The sequence below is a fragment of the Rhizobium sp. 32-5/1 genome, from assembly GCF_029537235.1.
Classification (GTDB): Bacteria; Pseudomonadota; Alphaproteobacteria; order Rhizobiales; family Rhizobiaceae; genus Pararhizobium.
In genome coordinates this window covers 3,253,475-3,272,441 of sequence record NZ_CP120638.1, presented here as the reverse complement: position 1 = coordinate 3,272,441, position 18,967 = coordinate 3,253,475, and the positions used below count along the sequence as shown (strand labels likewise).

Below are 18,967 nucleotides of genomic sequence, written 5' to 3'. Positions count from 1 at the left end.
GCATTTCAGAATCAAACAGGCCCGGCTGATATCTCAGCCGGGCCTGTTTTTTATTGGACGAATGAACCGGTCCTTATTGCGCCGCTGGGCTTGCCGTCGCAGTCAAGCTCCATGCCTGCAGCGCCTTGTTGAAGGCCTCGGTCCCGGTAGGTCCCTTTTCAAGCGTCAGCAGGGCTCGGCGGCCATTGCGATAGGTCAGCGGAATGTCGATCCAGCTGCGGCTGCGCAGCAGCTCGGTATTGGTGGTCACCGCTTCCGGAAAATCGTTGAGCGCGATCATATGAAAATCTTCGGTGATCTTTGCCGGCACGGCAATCAGCGCATCCCCGCGATCCTGCTCGTTGCGCTTCATCGCAACACGCTGAACGCTGTCAATGCTGCCGCCGTCGAATGTATCGGGCAGCGAGAAGACAAATTCGATCACATGGCTTGCCGGAAGCGACGCGTCGGCATTGCGCTTGATGGTAACAAGCGCCGTCAGGCCCGCTCCGGCACGTTGATCTGCGCCTCGATCACCGGTTCAGGCTTTGCATCGCCACCCGGCGATTCTTCCTTCACCGACCAGGCAACATTGCCCTCGATCGCCGTGGGAGCCGACTGCCCGAGCCGCTCCTCATAGAGAAACATCTTCTGCGCTCCGGCCGGCACGGCCTGCGACTGTGCGTTATCGGTGGCGGCAGGAGTCGTATCCTGTGCCGGCTGCGCCTCGGTTGTTGTGGTCGTTGGCGTCGTCTCAGGTGTCACCTGCGCCGAGACAGCAGTATCGGTAGGCTTCCCGGCTTCGGTCTGGGCCGCAACCGACTTGCCTTCCTGCTGGGAGCTTTCTCCCGCTGCAGTGACCGCCGGGCCTTCATCGACCTCGCTACCATCGGCCTGCAAGCGCTGCGTGAACTTCGTGGGCGTTGCGGCGTTAAGGGCCGCAACCTCTTGGCCGACTGGCGTTGCCGTATCCGCCGCCGGCGTGGTTTCGGCCGTCCCGGAACCGGACGCATCGACGGTTTGCTCAGCGGGCGCCGGCGCGGTCGCCGTAGCGATCATGCCTACAACCCAATCGTTGATTCTGTCCTGATTCTGCCAATAGGCGAATCCTCCGCCGCCCAACAACAGCAGCAAAACGGCGGAGAGGCCGATTGTCTTCACGTTAAGGGCAGAGCGCTTCGGCTCGACACGATAGGACACTGGTCGTGATTGGAGCGGCGCTCCATCGACAGGTTGTGGGTCAGCCACGCGTTCTGGCGCGAGATCGGCTGTTGCTGCAGCCACGGAAGCACTACCGGCGCCGTTCAACAACGCGTCGATGTCGTCCCACGAGCTAGTTTGACGCTCGCCTGTTAAGGTGCGATCGTCAACGACGTCGGCAGCGGTAGTCTTCTCCACAGGCCAGGACCAGTCGGAGACTGCGGGTTCCGTGGTCGCTTGGCTTTCCGGAGCTGTGCTCTGTGCAAATGGATCGCCATCTTCCCAGGCCCATGAATGGGTCGGCTCGATCGTCGTCGGCGCATTACCGTCCGTTTCGCGCGCAAGCTCCCCAACCCGTTCGACAGCAAGCTCGACTGCCTCTTCCGCATGTTCGACCGTCTGCTCGCGGTCGGACCATGCCACCTCTGCTTCGGCGGATGCCGGCGCCGGGTCGTTCCATTCCGGCAGCTCCCATTCGGAGGCGACCGTCGCAGGCGCAGGCTCGGGTTCTACTTCAATCGCCGTATGCACCTCGGCGGGCGCTTCAGCTGGCACATCGTCATGGTGTCGATCGGCTTCGGCAGCCTCGGGCTCTGCCTGTTCCCGCTCGTGCATTTGCGCATGATCGCTTTCGACATACTCAGCTTCTGACGATACGACCTCGACAGCTTGCTGATTTTCGACGGAAGATTCCGCACTCGTATCGGCCTCAGGCTCAACTGGAGGCTCCGCCGCTTCCCAGATTGGATCGGAATGCAGGCTGGCTACATGCTCCTCGGCACTCGCCGACTCGGTGGCGGAGATGACTTCCGCGGCAGCGGGATCAGAGGGCCAAGTCTCGGGTTCGCTTTCCGCGGCAACCTCAGGCTCTACCGGCGTGTCTTCCTGAACGGCCCCGGCTGGCGGCGGCGTATCGATCTGTGCTTCCACAGAAGGCTCGACATCGGAAGGTTCGTCAACCGCTTCCGGCTGCGTGACGACGTGTGGTTCTTCAACGGCAACCGGCTCTTCTCGGGCAGGCTCCTCCGCAAAGACCGGCTGCTCTTCGACAGGCGGCAAGGCTTCGGCGTGATCGCTTTCCACCTCGGCAATGGCCAATTCGAGCTTGGCCATCTGCCGGTTGATCATCTCTTCCGATGGTTGCGGCTTCATGCTTTCCAGCTGACGGCGAACAGCGCCCCGGGCCTTGTCATAGACCTTGGCCCGCATCTCGGGAACATTGTCCGACAGGCCGTCAACGGTCCTTCGAATAACTGCTACAAAATCCGCCATCAGAACTTTCTCAAACTAATTCGACGCTCTTTCACGTCAAACTCATATATGTGTCTTATCAATGAAGACTAGTCCTCAAAGGGGTCCGTCACAAGTATCGTGTCGTCCCGCTCCGGGCTGGTCGACAGCAGAGCGACCGGCGCACCGATGAGTTCCTCGACCTGGCGGACATATTTGATCGCCTGCGCCGGCAGATCAGCCCATTTGCGCGCACCGACAGTGGATTCTTTCCAGCCCTCAAGCGTGATGTAGACCGGTTTAGCCAAAGCCTGCTGCGCCTGGCTTGCCGGCAGATGATCGATCTCTTCTCCATCCAGCGTATAGCCGACGCAGATTTTCAACTCATCCAGCCCGTCGAGAACATCAAGCTTGGTCAGCGCGATGCCGGTGATGCCATTGGTGGCAACCGACTGGCGCACGAGCGCGGCATCAAACCAACCGCAACGCCGCTTGCGGCCCGTAACGGTGCCGAATTCATGGCCCTTCTCGCCGAGGAACTGGCCGACTTCGTCGAAAAGCTCGGTTGGGAACGGACCTTCGCCGACGCGGGTCGTGTAGGCCTTGGTGATGCCGAGGATGTAGCCGAGCGCGCCTGGACCCATGCCAGAGCCCGCGGCCGCCTGGCCCGCGACCGTGTTGGATGAGGTGACGAAAGGATAGGTGCCGTGGTCGATATCGAGCAGGGTGCCCTGCGCACCCTCGAACAGGATACGCGCACCCTTGCGGCGCTGGCGATCGAGCAGAAGCCAGACGGTATCCATGAAGGGCAGAACGCGATCGGCGATCGAGGACAATTCCTGCATGATGGCTTCGTGGCTGACTTCGGCTTCGCCGAGGCCGCGACGCAGAGCGTTGTGATGCGTCAGCAGACGATCGACCTTGGCTGGCAGCGTGCTGAGATCGGCGAGATCCATGACGCGGATGGCACGACGGCCAACCTTGTCCTCGTAGGCCGGGCCGATGCCGCGACGGGTTGTGCCGATCTTGGTGCCGCTGTTGGAGGCCGCATCTTCACGGATACCGTCCAACTCGCGGTGGAGGGACAGGATAAGCGTGGCATTGTCGGCAACACGCAGGTTCTCCGGCGTGATCGTCACGCCCTGCTTGGCCAGCTTCTCGATTTCGGCAAGCAACGCATGCGGATCGATGACGACACCGTTCCCGATGACCGCCAGCTTGCCGGGGCGCACGACGCCCGAAGGCAGCAGCGACAGCTTGTAGCTTATGCCGTCGATCACAAGGGTATGGCCGGCATTGTGGCCACCCTGGAAGCGCACGACGATATCGGCACGCTCGGAGAGCCAATCGACAATCTTGCCCTTGCCTTCATCACCCCACTGCGAACCAACCACCACCACATTCGTCATTTCAGATTTCCTGTTTTCTGTTTCGCGTTTTCGGGCGCCCGTCCGTGCGCAGCCTTCAAACCCGCGCATCTATACTGTTTTGTTTTTGGAAAGCGACCCTGTTGTGCCCGCACATCAGGCTTTTTGCATGACATTTGACCGGTTTGGCCTATATCACGGTGCATCCCGTGCGCTTCCTGATCGAAGGCAAGCCAATCAACCTTCGGAAATACGCCCCCGTGAATGTCCAGGCCTATATTATTCTTTGCATCACGACCCTCATCTGGGGCGGCAATTCGGTTGCCGGCAAGCTCGCCGTCGGCCATGTCAGTCCGATGATGCTGACTGGTATGCGGTGGGTTATCGCCTGCTCGGTGCTTCTGGCCTTCGCAGCCCCACAGGTGCGCCGCGACTGGCCTGTCATCCGAAAAAACTGGGCCCTGCTTCTGGGTTACGGCCTTGTCGGCTTCACCGGCTTCAACGCATTTCTCTATTCCGCGCTGCAGTTTACCAGCGCCATCAACTGCGTAATCGAGCAGGCCGGCATTCCAATGGTTATCTTCGTCGTCAACTTCCTTTTGTTCCGGACAAAGGTTTCCCCAGCCCAGATCGCCGGTTTTACGCTGACGCTGTTCGGGGTCGCCCTGACGGCTTCGCACGGCGACCTGACCACCCTCCTGACCCTAGACCTCAACCAGGGCGACGCGCTAATGATGGCGGCCGTGCTCGTCTATGCCGCCTATACGGTGGCGCTGCGCTTCAAGCCGGAGATTCACTGGAAGAGCCTGATTGCCATCTCCGCCTTCGGAGCCCTCTTGAGCAGCATTCCGCTGGTCGGCTGGGAAATCGCAACAGATCGCATGATCTGGCCTGATATGACCGGCTGGGTGATCGTCGCCTATGCCGGTCTCTTGCCCTCGCTGGTATCGCAGATCCTCTACGTCCGAGGTGTGGAATTGATCGGGCCGAACCGGGCCGGCCTGTTCATCAACACCATACCGATCTTCGGCATGGTGCTTTCGATCCTCCTGATCGGCGAGGCCCTGCAGACATTTCACATCATCGCGATGGGGCTTGTACTTGGCGGCATCGCCGTTGCCGAACGGGGGCGCCCCAAGGATCCGGCTTGAGAATCGTTATTCGGATTTTTCGGTGAGTTTCGTCGCAGCGTCTTGCTCGCTCTTCCACTTCATCCGGATCTCAAAACGGCCGACGGCAAAAGCACCGTCAGCCCTGCTACCAGCGCAAAGGCGGCAATCAGCCAATGGCCGAAGCCCAATGCCAGCCCGATCGCGCCGGCAAGCCAGAGGCCTGCACCTGTGGTCAGCCCATGAACCTCGCCCTTGGACAGGAAGATCGTTCCGGCGGCCAGAAACGCGACGCCGGCCGTCACCGCTTCGACAACGCGCAGCGGATCAATACGCACCTGCTCCTCTGACAAACCGGGCATGTGAATGCTCTCTATCGAGATGATCGCAAAAACCGCGGCCGCGAGACTGACGAGAATATGGGTCCTGAGACCCGCCGGCCTGTCGCGCACTTCCCGTTCGATCCCGATCAATCCCCCGAAAAAGATGGCACCGCAGAAGCGGGCAAAAATGATCGGGTATGGCAGTTGGGTATTCGGGAAGATTTCGGCGATGATCTGGTCCATGGCCAGAAACGCCGAGGACCAGGATTGGTTCCCGCAAAGCAAATCACGCTCAAACTAAAAGGGCACGCCCGGCGGTTGACCAGGCGTGCCCTTTCGATCGCTTGGGATGCTATCAGTCGACGTTGAAGACCAGCAGCTTGGCGGCCCGGATGGCCGGGTTGGCGCGCAGCTTGTCGAGCACGGCTTCCGAAACAGCACCATCGACATACAGAAGCGCAATCGCATCCGAACCCGCCGTGTTGCGGCCAAGCTGGAAGTTGGCGATGTTGACGCCTGCATCCCCCAGGGTCGTGCCGATGAAGCCGATCATGCCGGGAACGTCGGTATTGGTGATGTAGACCATGTGATTGCCGACATCGGCATCGAGGTTGATGTCCTTGATCTGGATGAAGCGCGGCTTGCCATCCGAGAACACCGTGCCGGCGATAGAGCGCGTCTGGTTGTCCGTCGTCACCGTGAGCTTGATGTAGCCGTCGAAGACGCCCGACTTGTCGCGCTTGACCTCGGACAGGATGATGCCCTTTTCCTTGATCATCACAGGTGCCGAAACCATGTTGACGTCGGCTACCTGCGCGCGGATCAGACCGGCAAGGGCCGCACTGGTCAGCGCCCGCGTGTTCATGCTCGCCGTCGCACCGTCGTAAAGGATTTCGATTTCCTTGATCGCGCTTTCCGTGACCTGGCCGACAAAGGCCCCGAGCACATCCGCAAGCTTGATGAAGGGCTTGAGAAGCGGCGCTTCCTCGGCCGTGATCGACGGCATGTTGATGGCGTTGGAGACAGCACCCTTGATCAGATAATCCGACATCTGCTCGGCAACCTGGAGGGCCACATTCTCCTGCGCTTCGGTCGTGGACGCACCCAGATGCGGCGTGCAGACGACGTTCGGAAGGCCGAACAGCGGGCTTTCTGTGGCAGGCTCGACTTCGAAAACGTCAAAGCCTGCACCGGCGACATGGCCGGACTTGATGGCATCGGCCAGCGCCTGCTCGTCGACCAGACCGCCGCGGGCACAGTTGATGATGCGCACGCCCGGCTTGGTCTTCGCCAGGGCTTCGCGGCTCAGGATACCGCGCGTCTTGTCGGTCATCGGCACGTGCAGGGTGATGAAATCCGCCTGGGCCAGCAGTTCGTCGAGCTCGACCTTGACGACGCCCATTTCCTCGGCGCGCTCCTTCGACAGGAAGGGGTCGTAAGCAATGACGTGCATCTTCAAGCCGATGGCCCGGGCGCAGACGATGCCGCCGATATTGCCGGCACCGATGACGCCGAGCGTCTTGCCGGTGATCTCGACGCCCATGAACTTGGACTTTTCCCACTTGCCGGCCTGCGTCGAGGCATCGGCCTGCGGCAACTGCCGGGCAACCGCAAAGATCAGCGCGATGGCATGTTCGGCCGTGGTGATCGAATTGCCGAACGGCGTGTTCATGACGATGATACCGCGGCGCGAGGCGGCCGGAATATCGACATTGTCGACGCCGATGCCGGCGCGGCCGATGACCTTGAGATTGGTCGCAGCAGCGATCAGCTTTTCCGTCGCCTTGGTGGCGGAACGGATGGCAAGACCGTCATAGTTGCCGATGATCTCGGCAAGCTTGTCCTTGTCCTTGCCAAGCTTCGGCTGAAAATCGACGTCGACGCCGCGATCCCGGAATATCTGGACGGCGGTTTCGGAAAGTTCGTCGGATACGAGTACGCGAGGTGCCATGAGAGGCCTCCATGAGTTTCGTCAAAAATGAAAGGGATGGTGTAACCGCGCCCTGTCGGCGCGGTCGAAAGCGTCAGGCCGCAGCCTGGGAAAGCGTTGCCTTCTGCGTCGCGAACGCCCAGTCGAACCACGGCATCAGCGCCTTAAGGTCCGTTGTTTCGATCGTCGCGCCAGCCCAAATACGGAAACCCGAGGGAGCATCGCGATAGGCGCCGATATCATGGGCGACACCCTGCTTTTCCAGCAGCGCCACCATGCCCTTGGCAAAGGCATCTTGGCCTGCTGCATCAAGGGCAGCAACTTGCGGATCGACGATCTTCAGGCAGACGGAGGTGTTGGACTGCGTCGCCGGATCAACCGCCAGATTGGCGATCCAGTCGGTCTTGGCGACGAAATCCTCGATGGCCTGTGCATTGGCATCGGCCCGCGCGATCAGCGCCTTCAGGCCGCCGAGCGATTTTGCCCACAGGAGCGCATCGATATAGTCCTCGACGCAGAGCATCGACGGCGTGTTGATCGTCTCGCCCTGGAAGATGCCTTCGATGATCTTGCCGCCCTTGGTCATGCGGAAGATCTTCGGCAGCGGCCAGGAAGGCTCATAGCTCTCTAGACGCTCGACGGCACGTGGGCTGAGGATGAGGATGCCATGCGCGCCCTCGCCGCCGAGAACCTTCTGCCAGGAGAAGGTTACGACATCGAGCTTGGCGAAATCGAGATCCTGGGCAAAAGCGGCGGACGTCGCATCGCAGATCGTCAGGCCCTTGCGGTCAGCAGGAATGAAATCGGCATTCGGGACGCGCACGCCAGAGGTGGTGCCGTTCCAGGTGAAGACGACGTCGCGATCGAAATCGACCTTCGAGAAATCGACCAGCTTGCCGTAATCGGCGACGAACTTTCTGACATCCGGGAGCTTGAGTTCCTTGACGACATCCGAGACCCAGCCGGAGCCGAAGCTTTCCCAGGCGACCATGTCGACGCCACGCGGGCCGAGTAGCGACCAGAGCGCCATTTCGACGGCGCCGGTGTCGGACGCAGGCACGATGCCGATGCGGTAATCCGCAGGCACATCAAGAACTTCACGGGTGAGATCGATGGCCTGCTTGAGCTTGCTCTTGCCGATCTTGGCGCGATGCGAGCGCCCGAGGGCGGCATCGGAGAGCGCTTCGAGCGACCAACCGGGACGCTTCGAGCAGGGACCAGAAGAAAAATGGGTGTTTTTCGGACGCAGGTCCGGTGTCGCAGGGTTCGTCATCAAAGCTATCCTTCCAGATAGAAAGCCTCTCGTTAGGGAGAGGTGGCCTGCCGCCGTGAATATGGTGGAGCGGGAAGGAAGTCAAGAATGTTGTGTCGTGAATGACAAGATTTTTGGCGCTGCGGACAAAGGATCCAAGCGGCGCAAGCGCGCTACCAGATGGACAGCCGCAACCCGGCGCGCAATTCGTGGCGCCCCAGGCCATCGTCGAGACCTTTTGCGCCGCTGGCACCGGCCAGTGATTCGGCACCAAAACCAAACATCTCACCGCTGCCGATATGGGAATAACGATAGCCAAGATCGAGCTTCAGGCGATCGGTGACGTCGTAGGAGACGCCGGCCATCAGCGCATAGGTGAAGCGCCAGCTGTCATAGCCATCATAGGAAGCACTCGCCGAAGATCCACCGGAGCAGACGCCGAGACCGGCGATGCAGGCGGATGTCTGCGACACGTCCGAGAAGCGCAGGTTGGTGGCCCCAAGGCCGGCCCCCAGATAGGGCGTGAAGCCGGCCAGCGTGCCGAGATCGACATAGGCATTGGCCATCAGGCCATAGGCCTTGACGTCGGCATTCGTGCCGATGGAGCAAGTCGTGCCCGCCCCTCGCCCGCGCAGGGTAGCGCCACCGCCGAAGCGCCTTCGAAGCGACCATCGAAATAATCCCCGGTGACGTCGGCGCGGAACATGTCATTGATCTGGTAACCGAGACCGAGAGAGGCAGCGAGAGGTTCACCGAATCGCTCGCCATTGAAGGGCACGCTGCCATAGGTGCCGGTGCCGGCATCGAAGGTGCGGTAGGATGGATCGCCCTGCCCGCTCCACGGCGCGTAGCCGATGTCGCCGCGCAGATAGAAGCCCTGCTGTTCAGCCGCGGTCGAGATCGTCACTTCGGGCGCGTCGATGATGTCTTCCGCAAGCGCAGTCATGGGCGCAACTGACGCGAGTGCGACGGAGATGCCGACAAATGTGTTGCGCCAGTTCATGGTCTTCACCCTTTTCCGCCGCGCAGTCCGTGCGCCTATTCAATGGAAAGTTTTGCATCTCCGGCGCGTCGGGCCTTGCCTCGAATCCGCGTTTCAGAGTTCGTTAACCATAAATCGTCCTCCGTTAAGAAAGCCTTAAAGGTGCACGCCCCGTTCTGCCGTTTGTCAACGAGCGCCAATCAAGCCCAACGCAAAAGCCGCCCGGCGGAACCGGACGGCTTGAATTCAGGATGTAATTGGGAGCGCTGTTACTTATAGACAGGCTGGGGAGCAGGGTAATCGACCGGCTCGTAAGGCTGTTCGCATCCGCCGAAAGAGTAGCGCATGCCGGCGCGGGCTTCGTGCAGATATAGCCCCTTGTCGGAACCCGGGCCGCCGTTTTGCTCATAGCCGAACATGTTGCCGCCCAATACATGGCGGAAGCGATAGCCGAGGTCGGCCTTGACGTTGCAGGTCACGTCGATCGACGCGCCGGCCATCAGCGCGTAAGTAAAGCGCCACTTGTCTTTGCCACCGTGTTCGACGGTCGGATCGCAGTTTGCCGGATTGCCGGTTTCGCAGCTCGTGTTGCGGAGCTTGTCCCACTTGACATTCGTGCCACCGATACCGGCGCCGACGTAAGGTGTAATCGAACCATAGGTGCCGATGTCGACATAGGCGTTGGCGAGCAGGCTCCAGGCGGTCATCGACGAAATGTCACGCGAGGTGCAGGCCGCAGCCACGCCGCAGGCGCCGCTCGTCGAGCCTTCGAAATCGGCCTCGCCGAGATAATCGAGCGTCACGTCGCCGCGCAGGTAGTTGTTGACCTGATAGCCGGCACCGATGCCCAGAGTGTAGGAATCGTCCAGATCGGCGCTGTCGAAATCGCGGTCGTTGGCATTCGAACCTTGGTAGAAATGCGCACCGCGCAGCTTGGTGAACGAATAGCCGGCGTCACCTCGCAGGTACCAGCCGCTGGCGGCCTCAACGGCAACCGGCTGCTCAATGATGGGCTGCTCGACCGGCGGTTCATAGACGTCCGCCGCATAAGCCGATGTGCCGCAGAGCAGTGCTGCAACAACGCCACTCAAAATCTTCTTCATGGCCACACTCCAATACCATTGTTGCTTGGCCACCCGTATTGCGGTGTCCAAAATCCGTTTCTCGCAATGGATCATGGATTAGAAAGGTTAAGGCTCGATTAACTACAAAAATTTACCGTGCTTGTTAATGTATTTCAGTATTAAGGACTATTTACCAAGAAAAGCTCGAACTAGACATAAAAAAGGACCGATGCGCCGACCGGTCCTTCTGCAATTTTCAAAAATGGGAAGTATTGCGGTGATCAGGCCGCGCTGCGTGCGTTGCCGATGACGCCGATGAGATCGTTGACGATCCGCTCCACCTGTGCCCGATCGTCACCTTCCGCCATCACCCGGATCAGCGGCTCAGTGCCGGACGGACGGATCAGCAGGCGGCCGGACTTTGCAAGCTCGGCTTCGGCATCGGCGATGGCTGCTCGAACCGCATTGTCTTCCAACGGCTTGCCGGTGGAGACACGTACATTCTTGAGGATCTGCGGCACAGGCTCGAAACGGTTGCAAACTTCGCTGACCGTGCGGCCCTGCCGCTTGACGCAGGCAAGAATCTGCAGCGCAGCAACGAGGCCGTCACCGGTCGTGCCGAAATCGGACAACACGATATGACCGGACTGTTCGCCGCCGACGTTGAAATCATTTTGGCGCATATGCTCGACGACATAGCGGTCGCCGACCTTGGTGCGGTGCAGATCGAGCCCTCGACCGTTCAGGTAGCGCTCAAGGCCCAGGTTAGACATGACGGTCGCAACGATGCCGCCGCCTTTCAGCGTGCCTTCCGCCGCCCAGCTATCGGCAATCACGGCCATCAACTGATCGCCGTCGATCACCGTGCCGTTTTCGTCGACGATCAGCACGCGGTCGGCGTCGCCATCCAGCGCGATCCCGATGTCGGCGCGGACCTCATGCACCTTCCGGGCCAAAGTTTCCGGATGCGTCGAGCCGCAATCGAGATTGATGTTGACGCCGTTCGGCTCATTGCCGATTGTCACCACATCGGCGCCTAGTTCCCAAAGCGCCAGCGGAGCCACTTTGTAGGCAGCGCCATTTGCGCAATCGATCGCAATGCGCAGACCCTGCAGCGTCACGTCACGCGGCAAGGTGCGCTTGGCATGTTCGATATAACGATAGATATCACCCTCGACGCGCTTGGCACGGCCGATCTCATGCGACTTTGCCAGTTGCGCCGTCATGTCCTTGTCGAGAAGATCCTCGATTTGGCTCTCCATCTCGTCGGAAAGTTTATAGCCATCAGGGCCGAAGAGCTTGATGCCGTTATCGGCAAAGGGATTGTGCGAGGCGGAAATCATCACGCCGATATCCGCACGCAAGGAGCGCGTCAGCATGGCGACGCCGGGCGTCGGGATCGGGCCGAGCAGGAAGACATCAAGGCCGGCGGCGGTGAACCCCGCAACCATGGCATTTTCCAGCATGTAGCCCGAAAGCCGGGTATCCTTGCCGATCACCACCCGGTGACGATGGGCGCCGTTGCGAAAGATCGTTCCGACGGCGATGCCGACGCGCATGGCTAGATCTGGCGTCATCGGAAACATGTTCGACTGCCCGCGGATGCCGTCCGTACCGAAATATTTCCGCTTCATGTAAGCTCCGTTCCTGTTATCACACCGTGCGCGCGCTCTGGGCGCTCCGCTGTCATCGTGCCATCTGGCACGGAAATCCGGCATGCTGGCGCTCTCTGTGCCATAAAACTGCAATAAATGGCACCAGTTCTATCATCAGAAATCATTACATCCGGTTACCAAATGGGCGGGTGGCTGCGAACCTCTACCCGAGCCAAAGAAAAAGCCGCCTGACCCTACGGTCGGCGGCTTTCATCATACCTTACGGTTCGCTCGTTATTGCGGCTGGGGTTCGAAGCCACCTTCGGCCTCATCGCCCTTGGTGCCAACCGAACCGTCCTTCTTCGAACCGGCCGAAGGGACAGCGGAACCGCGATGCGGCGTCGAATCGTCGCCCAGATCGCGCGCCGGCTTTTCGCCGCGGATCAGAGCCTTGATCTCGTCGCCTGTCAGCGTCTCGTATTCGAGCAGACCTTCGGCAATCGCGACGAATTCGCTGTTCATCTCGGTAATGATACGGGTCGCTTCCACATAAGCCTCGTCGATCAGGCGGCGAACCTCCGTGTCGATCTTCTGCGCAGTCGATTCCGATACGTTCTTGGACTGAGAGACAGAATGCCCAAGGAACACTTCCTGCTGGTTTTCACCATAGGCAACATGACCCAGCACGTCGGAGAAGCCCCACTGCGTGACCATTGCACGCGCCAACTTGGTCGCCTGCTCGATATCGGAGGATGCGCCGGACGTGATGTTTTCCTTGCCGAAAGTGATCTCTTCGGCCACGCGGCCGCCCATCATGATAATCAGGCGCGACACCATCCACTTGTAGCTCATCGAATAGCGGTCGCCTTCGGGAAGCTGCATGACCATGCCGAGCGCACGGCCGCGCGGAATGATCGTTGCCTTGTGCAACGGATCGGCGAGCGGCACCTTGAGCGCCGTGATCGCATGGCCAGCTTCGTGATAGGCCGTCAGCTTCTTCTCGGCCTCGGTCATGGCGGACGAGCGGCGCTCCGCGCCCATCATAATCTTGTCCTTGGCGTCTTCGAATTCCTGCATGGTGACGACGCGCTTATTGCGACGCGCAGCCATCAGGGCAGATTCATTGACGAGGTTCATCAGGTCGGCACCGGAAAAACCTGGGGTGCCGCGGGCAAGAACCTTGAGGTCGACATTCGGCGCCAAGGGCACATTTCGCACGTGGACCTTGAGAATACGCTCGCGGCCATTGATGTCAGGGTTCGGAACGACGACCTGGCGGTCGAAACGGCCTGGACGCAGAAGCGCAGGGTCGAGAACATCAGGACGGTTGGTCGCAGCGATCAGGATGATGCCTTCATTGGCCTCGAAGCCGTCCATCTCGACGAGCAACTGGTTGAGCGTCTGTTCGCGCTCGTCATTGCCACCGCCGAGACCGGCGCCACGATGGCGGCCGACAGCGTCGATTTCGTCGATGAAGATGATGCAGGGCGCATTCTTCTTGGCCTGCTCGAACATGTCACGGACTCGGCTTGCACCGACACCGACGAACATTTCGACGAAGTCCGAACCCGAAATGGTAAAGAACGGAACATTGGCTTCACCGGCCACGGAACGGGCCAAAAGCGTCTTACCGGTACCGGGAGGACCAACCAGAAGCACGCCACGTGGAATGCGGCCGCCGAGACGCTGGAATTTCTGCGGATCACGCAGGAACTCGACGATTTCCTCAAGATCCTGCTTGGCTTCATCGACACCAGCGACGTCGTCAAACGTGACGCGACCGTGCGCTTCAGTCAAAAGCTTGGCCTTGGACTTGCCAAAGCCCATGGCGCCACGCGAGCCGCCCTGCATCTGACGCATGAAGAACAACCAGACACCAAGGATCAAAAGCATGGGCAACAAAGTGCCGACATAGCTGAGGAAGCCGGAAGAACCATCGGTTTCGGGGCGAACCGTGACGGTCACGTTCTTGGCTTCCATACGCTCGGTCAGCGCTGTATCCACCGCCGGAGCATAGGTCTGGAAGGTCGCGCCGCTCTCGCCATAGGAGCCGATCACCTTGTTGCCGGTGATCACGACTTCCTTGACCCGGCCGCCATCCACGTCCTTCATGAACTGCGAGAATGGAATTTCGCGCGAGCCCGTGCGCTCGGCCGGTTGCTGGAACATGCTGAACAATGCGATCAAAAGAAGCGCTATGATTGCCCAAAGGGCAAAATTACGAAAATTAGGGTTCATCGAACTCCCCGGAACCTCTCGCAGCCTGCAATGATTTGAAGCTGCTTTCTTGCGCTTAACATAGGGTTGCCGGATCGCCTTGCCAAGGCAAACCGCGGCTCAAGCCATCTTTATCCTTCAAAAGCCGGCAGTTTCTGCGAAAACATGGTGAACCGGCAGGGGCTTGTAGGGCTCCCGACCCAAAAGCGCAGCGCACTGATTTGCGAGTATCATGTCGAAACGCGGCAAAAAGGTGTCCCACGGCGAAAGGCAAACCTCAATGTTCACAGGGGTTGCAGTGGCAATCTCAGTGCCGGCCATGGAAAGCGGTGGAGACGCCCGCACCGCGCGCCGCGCCACACCGTGCGGCACACCTGCGGCAATGAGTCCCGCCACTGTCTGCGTATCGATGGTCCCTGCGGAGGCGCTCATGACCCTTTTGCTTCGGTTTCGCATGTGGAAGCGGCCGTCCCAAATGCAGTCTTCCCCCGATTCCAGGCGCAGGTCAGGCAGGTCCCGCGCTTCGCGATACAAGTAAAGACCAAAGCGGCGGCGGTCGAACACCACACGCCCCGCCGTTTGCCGCCCGTCGAGCCCGCTATCGATGAAACGACGCATGCGATCCGTCGTCTCGCGACCGGGAAGATAGGCACGCCCGCCAAGGCAGGCAGCGAGCGACAGAATTGCCTTCATGGCCGCACCACCGGAGCAGGCATCAGCCCCCACCGGATCGATCCGTGCCACAAGCCTGTCGTACACCCGTGCATGCGCCGCCAGAAATGCCGCCGCCTGTTTTGCCACTGCCAGCCGCTCCGCCGGTCCGCCCTCTTCATCCTGCGCGCCAGCCTCGCCGCTTTCAGCCAGCGCCTGGCGCACCCTGACCCGCTCAAAACGAAGGCTGTCATTGCTCGGATCCTCAAACCAGCCCTCTCCGCGCTCCAAAAGATAGTCGCGAGATCGCCACGCGATCGAGATCGAGAAACGGACGCAGGATCCATGTCATGCGATCGAAAAGCACGGCATCCGCCATGCCGGAAAAGCCTGTGCTGTCCCTGCTGGAACGGACGCTGCGCATAACGATCGTCTCGATCTGGTCGTTGCGCGAATGGCCGGTGACGACGCACAGAGCGCCCGTTTCCTGCGCTGCCGCCGATAACAGGCTGTAGCGCGCATTGCGGGCCGCCGCCTGAAGACCGGTTGGCGGTTTCTCCCCATCCCAGCGTCGGATCAGGTGGACAAACCCAAGGCGGGCGCAAAGCTGCGCGACGGCATTGGCTTCTGCCGCTGATTCGGGACGAAGGGCGTGGTCCACCGTGCAGGCGGCCAGCGAAAATCCCGGCATGCCGACCATGGCTTCGTGCAGGGCAATAAGCAGCCCCTTGGAATCGCTGCCACCGGAAACGGCAACGAGGATAAGGCCGGGTTTCTTGAATCTGTTGAGAAATTGACGCGCGGCATCTCGAACCGCAGCAGTGCCCGTCGACTTGGCCTTAGCAGGCAAGGCGGCTCTGCTCGCTGGTCACCTTGGCCTTCACGGCGCTGGAGGCCTTCGGATAACGCTTGTTCACCTCGCGCAACGTGGCGCAGGCGGTGTCCTTGTTGTCGAGCGCTGCGAGCGACATACCGAGCTTCAGCAGCATTTCAGGGCCTTCGGCGATTTGCTGTAGGCCTGATGGGCATTCAGAAAGGTCTTGGCCGATTCGTTGAATTTGCCCTGCGAATATTGGGCTTCGCCCATCCAGAAACTCGCATCGGCTGCCTTTTCGCCGTTCGGGAAAACATCCAGGTAGTCGCGGAACTCCTGTTCGGCCACGCCATAGTCGCCAGACAGCACATGACCGTAGGCGGCCTGATAGAGATCGCCGGGATTATCGAGCGAAGCTGTCTGCTGTTGTGTTTCCGGGGTTGCATTGATGCCGCTGTCGATACCCGGAAGCGTGGTGTCGAGACCTGCCTGCGTATCCGTATTGGCGGCAACCGGATTGCCGTTCTCATCGAAAATGATCTGGCCCAGCGTCGAGGGTGGTGTCGCTGCCGCAGTGTCCGATCCCAAACCTGCGTTGGGATCGGTTGCCGTTGCCTGGGCCTCGCCTGCCGGAGCGGTTGCGGATGCCTGGTCGTTGGTCTTCGGTGTTTCCAGCGCGCCGCTCTTCTTGGTGGCTCCCGGTTTTCCGCTTTCCAGATCCTGGAAGCGGAATTCATTGTCCTCCTGAAATTTGCGGATCTGCTCCTGCATCTGCAGAAGCTGGAAACTCATCTCCTCGATACGCCCGTTGAGAGAGCGGATCTGTTCTTCGAGCTGCCCGACACGTCCGGCTTCAGTCGCCTGGACTTTCAAGAGCGGCGGCGTCTGCCCGGTCTGGGCATCGCCGTGGAGGGCGCGGTTCAAAAGCGCTGAAAGCGGCATGGCCATCGCCGGCTGACCCAGACCCGCCACGGCGGAAAGGCCAATCATTGCTGCCACGACAAGATGTTTCATATCGTCATATCCTGTTCGAAAACCCATGATCTCACCCGCCGGCCATTGGGATTGCGGCCTTGCGGTGATTGCCGCACACTTTTCCAATTGCCGTCAAAAAGCAACGGAGTTCGGCCAAAGTATGGATAAAAAGAAATGGCGGCAAAACTGCCGCCATTTCCGGTGTCTTTTCGATAGGAGCCGGCATTACATGCCGGCGCCACCCAGCACCGTGACGGCGCGGCGGTTCTGCGACCAGCAGGAAATGTCGTCGCAGACGGCGACCGGCTTTTCCTTGCCGAAGGAGATCGTGCGCATGCGGTTGCCCGGAACGCCCTGCGAAGCAAGGAAGTCCTTGGTAGCTGCAGCACGACGAGCGCCGAGTGCGAGGTTGTATTCGCGGGTACCGCGTTCGTCGGCGTGGCCTTCGACCGTGATCTGGTAGTTCGGGTACTTGGCAAGCCACTGGGCCTGGCGAGCGAGGGTAGACTGTGCATCGGCGCGGATCGACGACGAATCGGTGTCGAAGAAGATGCGGTCGCCGACGTTGACCGTGAAATCCTGCTGCGAACCCGGGGTCGCGGCATTGGCGCCGAGGCCAAGGTCGTTGGCGTTGTTCGGCAGGTTCTTCTTCGATGCGCAGCCGGCGATGGCGAGCGTCATGAACAAGGCAATCATCACCGGATTGCGAGCGATGGTATTCATGCGGCTTGCGGCCGGGGTGTGAATGCGGCTCATGGGCCGGTCTCCTTGGCTGTCAGTAAAAATCTGGACTGTTTGTATTCAGGGTTGCCAGACTGTAACCGGAAGCGGTTAATCCGATTTCAACAGGTATGGTTAACAGATTGACAATTCTATACTTGAAGGCTTGCTAATCAGCACTTTGCGGCGAGAACGCGGCAGCACTGCCACAATTCCCGCCGCAATGCACAAGAGCTATTCCAGGAGCGGCGACCAGGCCGGGTCGGACGCGAAGCCCTGCGTCGAAACAAGCTGTTCGTTGTAACCGGTCAGATCGATGGAATAGAGCTGCGGACCACCGGCACCGGCATTCTGACGGAAGAACATCAGCACGCGGCCATTCGGTGCCCATGTCGGGCCTTCATTGTGGAAGCCCGTCGTGAGGATGCGCTCGCCCGAACCGTCAGGCTTCATCACACCAATCGAGAACTTGCCGCCAGATTGTTTGGTAAAGGCGATCAGATCGCCGCGCGGTGACCAGACCGGCGTCGAATAGGAGCCGTCGCCGAAGGAGATGCGGTTCTGGCCGCCACCATTGGCGCTCATCACGTAGAGCTGCTGCTTGCCGCCGCGGTCGCTTTCGAACACCACCTGGCTACCATCAGGCGAATAGGAGGGCGACGTATCGATCGCGGCTGTATTCGTCAGGCGGGTCGTTGTGCGCGAGCGCAGGTCCATCGTGTAGATGTTGGCATTGCCTTCCTGCTGCAGGCTCATGATGACCCGCTGGCCGTCCGGCGAAAAGCGCGGTGCAAAGGTCATGCCCGGGAAATTGCCCACGACTTCGCGTTGCCCGGTTTCCAGTTGCAGCAGATAGACGCGCGGCTGGTTGCCCTCGAACGACATATAGGTGATTTCCTGCTTGTTCGGCGAAAACCGCGGCGTCAGCACGAGATCGTTGTTGTTGGTGACGGCACGGGCATTGGCTCCGTCCTGGTCCATGATCGCCAGTTGACGCTTGCGGGCTGTCTTCGGGCCACTTTCGGCGACATAGACGATCCGCGTATCGAAATAGCCCTTTTCGCCGGTGATCTGCTCATAGATCGCGTCGGCAATGATATGAGCGACGCGACGCCAGTTTTCCGGTTGGGTAAAGAACTGCTGGCCGGTCAACTGCTGCCCGGCAAACGAGTCCCAAAGGCGAAACTCCGCCTTGAGACGCCCGTCGGCCTCCTGCGTCACGCGGCCGGTGACAAGCGCCTGAGCATTGATGATCTTCCAGTCCTCGAAGCGGGGAGCCGCGTCTGGATTGCTGATCTTCTCGATGAAGGCGCCCTTGTCGATCGGCGCAAAGAGGCCTGATCGTTTCAGGTCGGCGGCCACGACGTCGGAAATCTTCTGGCCGAGCTCCCTTGCAGGAAGTCGGTGACGGCAATGGGCATCGGCTCGACGTTGCCCTTGTTAAGATTCAGTTCGACAAGCGCAAATGCGGGCGGTGTCGACAAGGTGACAACCGCCGCAAGCGTGACGAGAATACGGAAAAAGGTGCGTCTCAGCATATCATCGAAGCCTTTCAGCCA

Annotated in this window: 11 protein-coding genes and 4 pseudogenes; 1 reads left to right on the top strand and 14 read right to left on the bottom strand. The window is 60.2% G+C overall.

Features of this window, described 5'->3' with window-relative positions; all coding sequences use genetic code 11:
• Positions 1-73 precede the first annotated feature (73 nt).
• Positions 74-2,451 (bottom strand): annotated as a pseudogene (locus tag P6U16_RS16380) (hypothetical protein).
• A 68-nt stretch (positions 2,452-2,519) separates the two neighbouring features.
• Positions 2,520-3,818 (bottom strand): adenylosuccinate synthase, encoded by a 1,299-nt coding sequence (locus P6U16_RS16375; RefSeq protein ID WP_277701416.1) that lies wholly within the window; start codon positions 3,816-3,818, stop codon positions 2,520-2,522.
• A gap of 218 nt (positions 3,819-4,036) precedes the next feature.
• Here P6U16_RS16375 and P6U16_RS16370 point away from each other — a divergent pair, with 218 nt between their 5' ends.
• Complete coding sequence (locus P6U16_RS16370) at positions 4,037-4,927, top strand: DMT family transporter (protein WP_277703875.1); 891 nt, start codon at positions 4,037-4,039, stop codon at positions 4,925-4,927.
• Positions 4,928-4,986: 59 nt separating this feature from the next.
• On the opposite strand, the gene P6U16_RS16365 is transcribed toward P6U16_RS16370, so the two are convergent.
• The 12 genes and pseudogenes from P6U16_RS16365 to tolB all read right to left on the bottom strand — a co-directional run bounded on the left by P6U16_RS16365 (position 4,987) and on the right by tolB (position 18,946).
• Positions 4,987-5,451 (bottom strand): MgtC/SapB family protein, encoded by a 465-nt coding sequence (locus P6U16_RS16365; protein ID WP_277701415.1) that lies wholly within the window; start codon positions 5,449-5,451, stop codon positions 4,987-4,989.
• A 112-nt stretch (positions 5,452-5,563) separates the two neighbouring features.
• Positions 5,564-7,159, bottom strand: coding sequence for a phosphoglycerate dehydrogenase (gene serA / locus P6U16_RS16360; RefSeq protein ID WP_277701414.1), 1,596 nt, complete (start codon positions 7,157-7,159; stop codon positions 5,564-5,566).
• Between the two features lie 73 nt (positions 7,160-7,232).
• Positions 7,233-8,411, bottom strand: a complete 1,179-nt coding sequence (locus tag P6U16_RS16355; RefSeq protein WP_277701413.1) for a phosphoserine transaminase — start codon at positions 8,409-8,411, stop codon at positions 7,233-7,235.
• Positions 8,412-8,563: 152 nt separating this feature from the next.
• Positions 8,564-9,336: pseudogene (locus tag P6U16_RS16350) on the bottom strand (outer membrane beta-barrel protein).
• A gap of 305 nt (positions 9,337-9,641) precedes the next feature.
• A complete protein-coding gene (locus tag P6U16_RS16345) occupies positions 9,642-10,475 on the bottom strand; it encodes an outer membrane protein (RefSeq protein WP_277701412.1) in 834 nt (277 codons plus the stop codon).
• 242 nt (positions 10,476-10,717) lie between these two features.
• On the bottom strand, positions 10,718-12,070 hold the full coding sequence (glmM, locus tag P6U16_RS16340) for a phosphoglucosamine mutase (protein ID WP_277701411.1): 1,353 nt from the start codon (positions 12,068-12,070) through the stop codon (positions 10,718-10,720).
• A 255-nt stretch (positions 12,071-12,325) separates the two neighbouring features.
• A complete protein-coding gene (ftsH, locus tag P6U16_RS16335; RefSeq protein WP_277701410.1) occupies positions 12,326-14,269 on the bottom strand; it encodes an ATP-dependent zinc metalloprotease FtsH in 1,944 nt (647 codons plus the stop codon).
• A gap of 117 nt (positions 14,270-14,386) precedes the next feature.
• Entirely contained in the window at positions 14,387-15,190 is an 804-nt protein-coding gene (locus P6U16_RS16330) for a hypothetical protein (RefSeq protein ID WP_277701409.1), read from the bottom strand.
• The gene (gene tilS / locus P6U16_RS16325) at positions 15,165-15,749 is read right to left on the bottom strand and encodes a tRNA lysidine(34) synthetase TilS (protein ID WP_277701408.1); all 585 of its coding nucleotides are present in this window, start codon (positions 15,747-15,749) and stop codon (positions 15,165-15,167) included. Before tilS ends, P6U16_RS16330 begins: the two co-directional genes overlap by 26 nt.
• Positions 15,739-16,727: pseudogene (gene ybgF, locus P6U16_RS16320) on the bottom strand (tol-pal system protein YbgF). The gene tilS and the pseudogene ybgF overlap by 11 nt, the downstream one beginning before the upstream one ends.
• 186 nt (positions 16,728-16,913) lie before the next feature.
• Positions 16,914-17,444: a peptidoglycan-associated lipoprotein Pal gene (gene pal / locus P6U16_RS16315; protein ID WP_277701407.1), complete on the bottom strand. Its 531-nt coding sequence runs from the start codon at positions 17,442-17,444 to the stop codon at positions 16,914-16,916.
• 198 nt (positions 17,445-17,642) lie between these two features.
• Positions 17,643-18,946, bottom strand: a pseudogene (gene tolB / locus P6U16_RS16310) (Tol-Pal system beta propeller repeat protein TolB).
• Between the last annotated feature and the right edge of the window lie 21 nt (positions 18,947-18,967).

Excerpts from the sequence above, each read along its gene's own strand:
- P6U16_RS16365 (WP_277701415.1), bottom strand. The coding sequence starts at position 5,451 with ATGGACCAGATCATCGCCGAAATCTTCCCGAATACCCAACTGCCATAC.
- pal (WP_277701407.1), bottom strand. The coding sequence starts at position 17,444 with ATGAGCCGCATTCACACCCCGGCCGCAAGCCGCATGAATACCATCGCT.
- P6U16_RS16355 (WP_277701413.1), bottom strand. The coding sequence starts at position 8,411 with ATGACGAACCCTGCGACACCGGACCTGCGTCCGAAAAACACCCATTTT.
- serA (WP_277701414.1), bottom strand. The coding sequence starts at position 7,159 with ATGGCACCTCGCGTACTCGTATCCGACGAACTTTCCGAAACCGCCGTC.
- P6U16_RS16345 (WP_277701412.1), bottom strand. The coding sequence starts at position 10,475 with ATGAAGAAGATTTTGAGTGGCGTTGTTGCAGCACTGCTCTGCGGCACA.
- P6U16_RS16375 (WP_277701416.1), bottom strand. The coding sequence starts at position 3,818 with ATGACGAATGTGGTGGTGGTTGGTTCGCAGTGGGGTGATGAAGGCAAG.
- ftsH (WP_277701410.1), bottom strand. The coding sequence starts at position 14,269 with ATGAACCCTAATTTTCGTAATTTTGCCCTTTGGGCAATCATAGCGCTT.
- glmM (WP_277701411.1), bottom strand. The coding sequence starts at position 12,070 with ATGAAGCGGAAATATTTCGGTACGGACGGCATCCGCGGGCAGTCGAAC.